Origin of the sequence: Sulfolobus sp. B1, from assembly GCF_007050195.1 — an archaeon.
In the GTDB taxonomy this organism is placed as follows: domain Archaea; phylum Thermoproteota; class Thermoprotei_A; order Sulfolobales; family Sulfolobaceae; genus Saccharolobus.
This window is the reverse complement of sequence record NZ_QIMI01000129.1, coordinates 1-4,527: the sequence shown is the minus strand read 5'-3', so window position 1 is coordinate 4,527 and position 4,527 is coordinate 1. Positions and strand designations below refer to the sequence as shown.

Annotated in this window: 3 protein-coding genes; all 3 read right to left on the bottom strand. The window is 33.9% G+C overall.

The annotated features are described in order from the left end of the window. Nucleotides 1–138: 138 nt before the first annotated feature. Nucleotides 139–1,737 (bottom strand): thermosome subunit alpha, encoded by a 1,599-nt coding sequence (gene thsA / locus DMP16_RS08115; RefSeq protein ID WP_069282925.1) that lies wholly within the window; start codon nucleotides 1,735–1,737, stop codon nucleotides 139–141. Between the two features lie 99 nt (nucleotides 1,738–1,836). After that, the gene (locus tag DMP16_RS08110) at nucleotides 1,837–3,234 is read right to left on the bottom strand and encodes a glycosyltransferase (RefSeq protein WP_231961279.1); all 1,398 of its coding nucleotides are present in this window, start codon (nucleotides 3,232–3,234) and stop codon (nucleotides 1,837–1,839) included. Between the two features lie 222 nt (nucleotides 3,235–3,456). Further along, nucleotides 3,457–4,527: glucose 1-dehydrogenase (locus DMP16_RS08105; RefSeq protein WP_143577074.1), on the bottom strand; the 1,071-nt coding region annotated here is incomplete at its 5' end.

Below are 4,527 nucleotides of genomic sequence, written 5' to 3'. Positions count from 1 at the left end.
CCATAAAGGTCTTTAGAATACACTTTAACAAAAGTCCACTCAAAATTAGCTTGAGTCGTAAAAACCTTAAAATCAGTTATCTTAAGCTCCATATGATATATAATATGACATAAAAATATTAACTCATATCTTAACTTTTCAACCCATGTACGGTTGTTGTTGTGGTTGTTGTTTAGCAGGAGCAGCTGCTATTACGTCATCTATTTTTAAAACTGCTGTAGCAGCCTCTGTAGCGCTTTTTATTACTTGCTCCTTAACTCTTAAGGAATCGATGACCTTTAAATCGTACATATTATCATTAATTTGACCTTTAATTACGTCGATTCCAGCGTTTTTCAAACCTTTGGCATGTTTGCTCCTTATTTCCACTAATGTGTTTGTTGGATCCATGCCTGCTGTGTTAGCCAAAGTAACTACGTATTCTTCTAGAGCATCTGCAAAGGCATTAAAGGCAATCTGTTCCTTACCTTTAATCTTGTTCGCACTTTCCTTCAACTTCAACGCTAATTCTTCTTCAACAGCACCCCCACCCGGTAATATATACGGTTCGAGTAGTAAATTTCTGACTGAGTTAAATGCATCGTTTAAACTCCTCTCAGCTTCATCAGTTAATAAACTGCTAGACCCTCTTATTATAACAGTCACAGCTTTAGCCTTGTCCGACTTTATGAAGAGGAACTTATTCTTACCTAGATTTCTCAATTCAATTACTTTAACTTCCCCTAGGTCGCTCTCACTTACATCTTTAATACTACTTACTATTCTTGCTCCCGTAGCCCTACTTAGTAGTTCAATATCGCTTCTTTTAACGTTTTTCACAGCTATAATTCCGTTCTTTGCCATTAGATATGAAGCTACTTCATCAATATCCTTTTGACTTATTACAACTTTAGCTCCTAGACTTTTTATCTTATCTACTAGCTGTTTTATGTAGGCTGTTTGTTCATCCAAATAAGCTTTCATCTGCGTTGGATCAGTTATGCCTAATTTCATGTTGATCTCGGTTTTCTCTAACTTTAATGGGAAATCTATCAGTAATATTTTAACGTTTTCTAGAAACTTTGGCATGTTCTCATTAGCTGGTTCCTTGTCTAAAACAACGCCATTAAATAACTCACTATCATCAAATTCTCCACTATTTATTTTCACAGTTTTTATGTTCTTTATATCAAGGTTGTACTGTCCATCTCTTTTATCTAAGACAGCTAACGACGCCTCTATTACTAATCCTATTATTTTCTCTAATGTACTTTCTGTAGAGAAGAATTTGCTGGATAATGTTGTGTAAATTAAATCGTGAAGTGCTTTTCTGTTTTCTGGCGTTATCTTATCTGAAATCTCTTTAAGAACTTTCAAGGATTCATTAAGTGCTAATCTGTATCCTTCAATTATAGTCGTGGGGTGTATCTTTTGGTTTATCAAGTCTTCAGCTTTTTCAAGTAATAAACCTGCTAATACCACAACTGATGTAGTCCCGTCACCCACCTCTGAATCTAACGTTTTAGCAGTTTCTATTAGAATTTTTGCAGTAGGATGTTCCACTTCCATATTCTTTACTATTGTAGCTCCGTCGTTGGTAATAGTTATATCTTGACCCTCTATCAACATCTTGTCTAAACCCTTAGGTCCTAAGCTAGACTTTAACATTTCTGACAATATTTTAGCTACAGCTATGTTATTTAGTATTACGTCATTTCCAGATGACCTTTGCGTGCCTTCTTTAAATAGATATGCCATTTTTTCTATTCACTCTTTATCACACCGCTTAGAAAAGTAAAAAATCTATTCTTTTGTCTACATTTTATCTAATAAATTACACAATTTTTAATTAAAAAACTAACTACGACCAGACCATTTTTTCTGCTTCCAGATAGTAAATAAGGCAAAAATGTCAGCGAAGAACATTAGGGGAAAGGCAAGCATTCCTATTGTGAATTCCCTAAAACTCTTTTTAGTATATAAAATAATTGTAAGAATCATAATAATTGAAACAATAGTAGATATTTCCCCCACGAGGTTATGGAAATTATAGAAGTAATAGAAGAATATTATATTTACATCTAATGGCTTTTGATTTATAACTAATATGTGGCGATGGTAAAAATAATGATGATAAAAGTTAGGTGAAAGATGTGATAGTTTACTAATTTCTCTTGTAACAGGAGATGGATCTAAGTTAAATACATTATTTATCCTTCTCACTATAACATATTCTATGAATTTAATTGGATCCCTAGTTATTACTTTAACGATAATATTCCAATGGGTAAGTATATGCCTCATTACTATTTCAGTGTATAATAAATAATTGCTTAAGCTAAGCAATGGAAGCGTATACCAATAAAGTAAAGTAAACGCGTAAAAGAACCCCTTCTTCATGAGAGTTCCATCAGTGAGCTCCTTTATCAAGAAGAAATTATTCGATCTATACCACCTCACTAACTGTCTTAATAATCCCTTTAAATTATCAGGTGCCTTAGTTTTCACCATTACTTCACTGGTTACTATTGCCTTATATCCTTTAGAGTAGATGTAATTAGTTATTTGCCTATCATCTCCTAAAATTGTAGTAAACCTCCAAAGTTTAACACTCTTGAAATCACCAGATTCAATTAAAGGTCTTATGACCTCAGTTTTTACTAAGATACACTGACCATTTAATGACACTATACTACCTACTTTCTGCAATGCTCTATAACTTAACTCTCTTAATCTTTGCATCATCTCGCTAATATAATATACATTTTTATCCTTCCCTGGCATTACCCTTATCTCCGGGCTAACTGCTACTACTTTATCATCTAGTTTAGAAGATAACTTCTCAATTGCTCCCTTTGGGAGTACAGTATCGCTATCAAGTAGTAATACATAAGGAGTCTTAACATACTTGAATCCTTCCCTTATTGCATTCCTCTTCCCACCGTTCTTAGCTAATCCAATAAAAACACCGCCAGACGATTCCACAATCTCTCTATAGGGCTGATCACATCCGTCTCCAACTACTATAAAATTAATTCCATTCTCCTTTACGGAATTAATTACTTCTTTAAAAGTATTAACGTTCTCATTATACACTGGTATCAAAGCAGTTATGTCATTTTTATTTACTTTACTTGAAGAAAATTTTTGCCTATATGAAAACGCTAAGGGAACAGTAAAGCTTATGTAAATTATAGTTGCGATTGAGATAATAGTGGAGATCAATAAATAAAATAGTATATCCAGCCTTATCATTTCCCTATACATATAATGTATGGGAAAATATAAAAAGGTTTCCAAAAGTTTGACATTTAAACATAATATATATCAACTTAGATTTATAATGAAACTATTTTAGTATATTTAACACCATAAAACAATAGGAAGATATAACTAGAAACTTATAAAATCTTAGGGAATTTCGAACTAATAGAATGAGGAAAATTTACTTAAAAAAATTCTTGATTGAAATTTCAATTATTCCCATAATATTCTTATCTTTATCTCCCCGTGTTCTTTCTCCTTTAATGTTTTCAAAACCTCTTTCTCATCGTTAATACTTATTGTCTTAGTAATTAACAATTTTGATGATTTTGGATACAACGTCTTCCACGAAGCCAAGTGAACCAATGCTTGTTCAAAATGAGGCTTTTGACCGTTAACTAGCCCTATAATTACTTTGTTTGCGTGAATGATGTCTTGTAACATATTATAATTTATCGAAAATGTCCCAGATACTGAAAAGCCAAACAAACCTAATACTCCGTTTCTGTTCAATAATGGCAATAAATTATTTATTAGTGATGCATCAGCTCCAGTAGCGTCAATTATAACGTCAAACTTACCGATGGATTCCCTCAGCTTATCATAGCCATTAGACGAGTTGAAATAATTCGTTTTAGTTTCCTCGATAAATATCTGCTCAGTCTCGCTGGGATCTCTCCTATTGCTCATCCATACTTCTAAACCAACAGTCCTCAAGGCTAAACTAAACAAAATACCAATAGGACCAGTACCAACAACCAAAGCCCTCCTACAATTCAAAGTACCATCATCACAACTCCACAAAGGAACCCTCCTCTGAACACTCAACATCTCCTCAACACTCTTCACAACATCAGCCAAAGGCTGAGCCAAAATACCAACATCCTCCAAAGCCCTAGGAACCCTAACAAGATACCTAACATCATCAAACCAAAACTCACGCATAAAACCATCTATACCATGAATTCCAGCCTCAACGAATTTGCCAGTTTCGCAGAAATCTGGTCTACCCGCTAAACAATTCCTGCAAACACCACAACCCCTCCTATTAACAGGCATAACCAACTCCCCTTGAGAAAAACCACAACAAGACTCCTCAACAACACCAATAGCCTCATGACCTAAAACCAAAAAGTTTTTTCCTTGAGGTAAGTTACTTAAAGTCAGCTTTCCATTCACTATTTCTCTGTCAGTTCCGCATATTCCATTATATAACGTCCTTATTTTAACCTTGCCATAATTATCGACTTCCCCTTCTTTCACATCTTTTATTTCTACTCCAGC

Coding starts and splice junctions, on each gene's coding strand:
- thsA (WP_069282925.1), bottom strand. CDS start 1,737: ATGGCATATCTATTTAAAGAAGGCACGCAAAGGTCATCTGGAAATGAC.
- DMP16_RS08110 (WP_231961279.1), bottom strand. CDS start 3,234: ATGATAAGGCTGGATATACTATTTTATTTATTGATCTCCACTATTATC.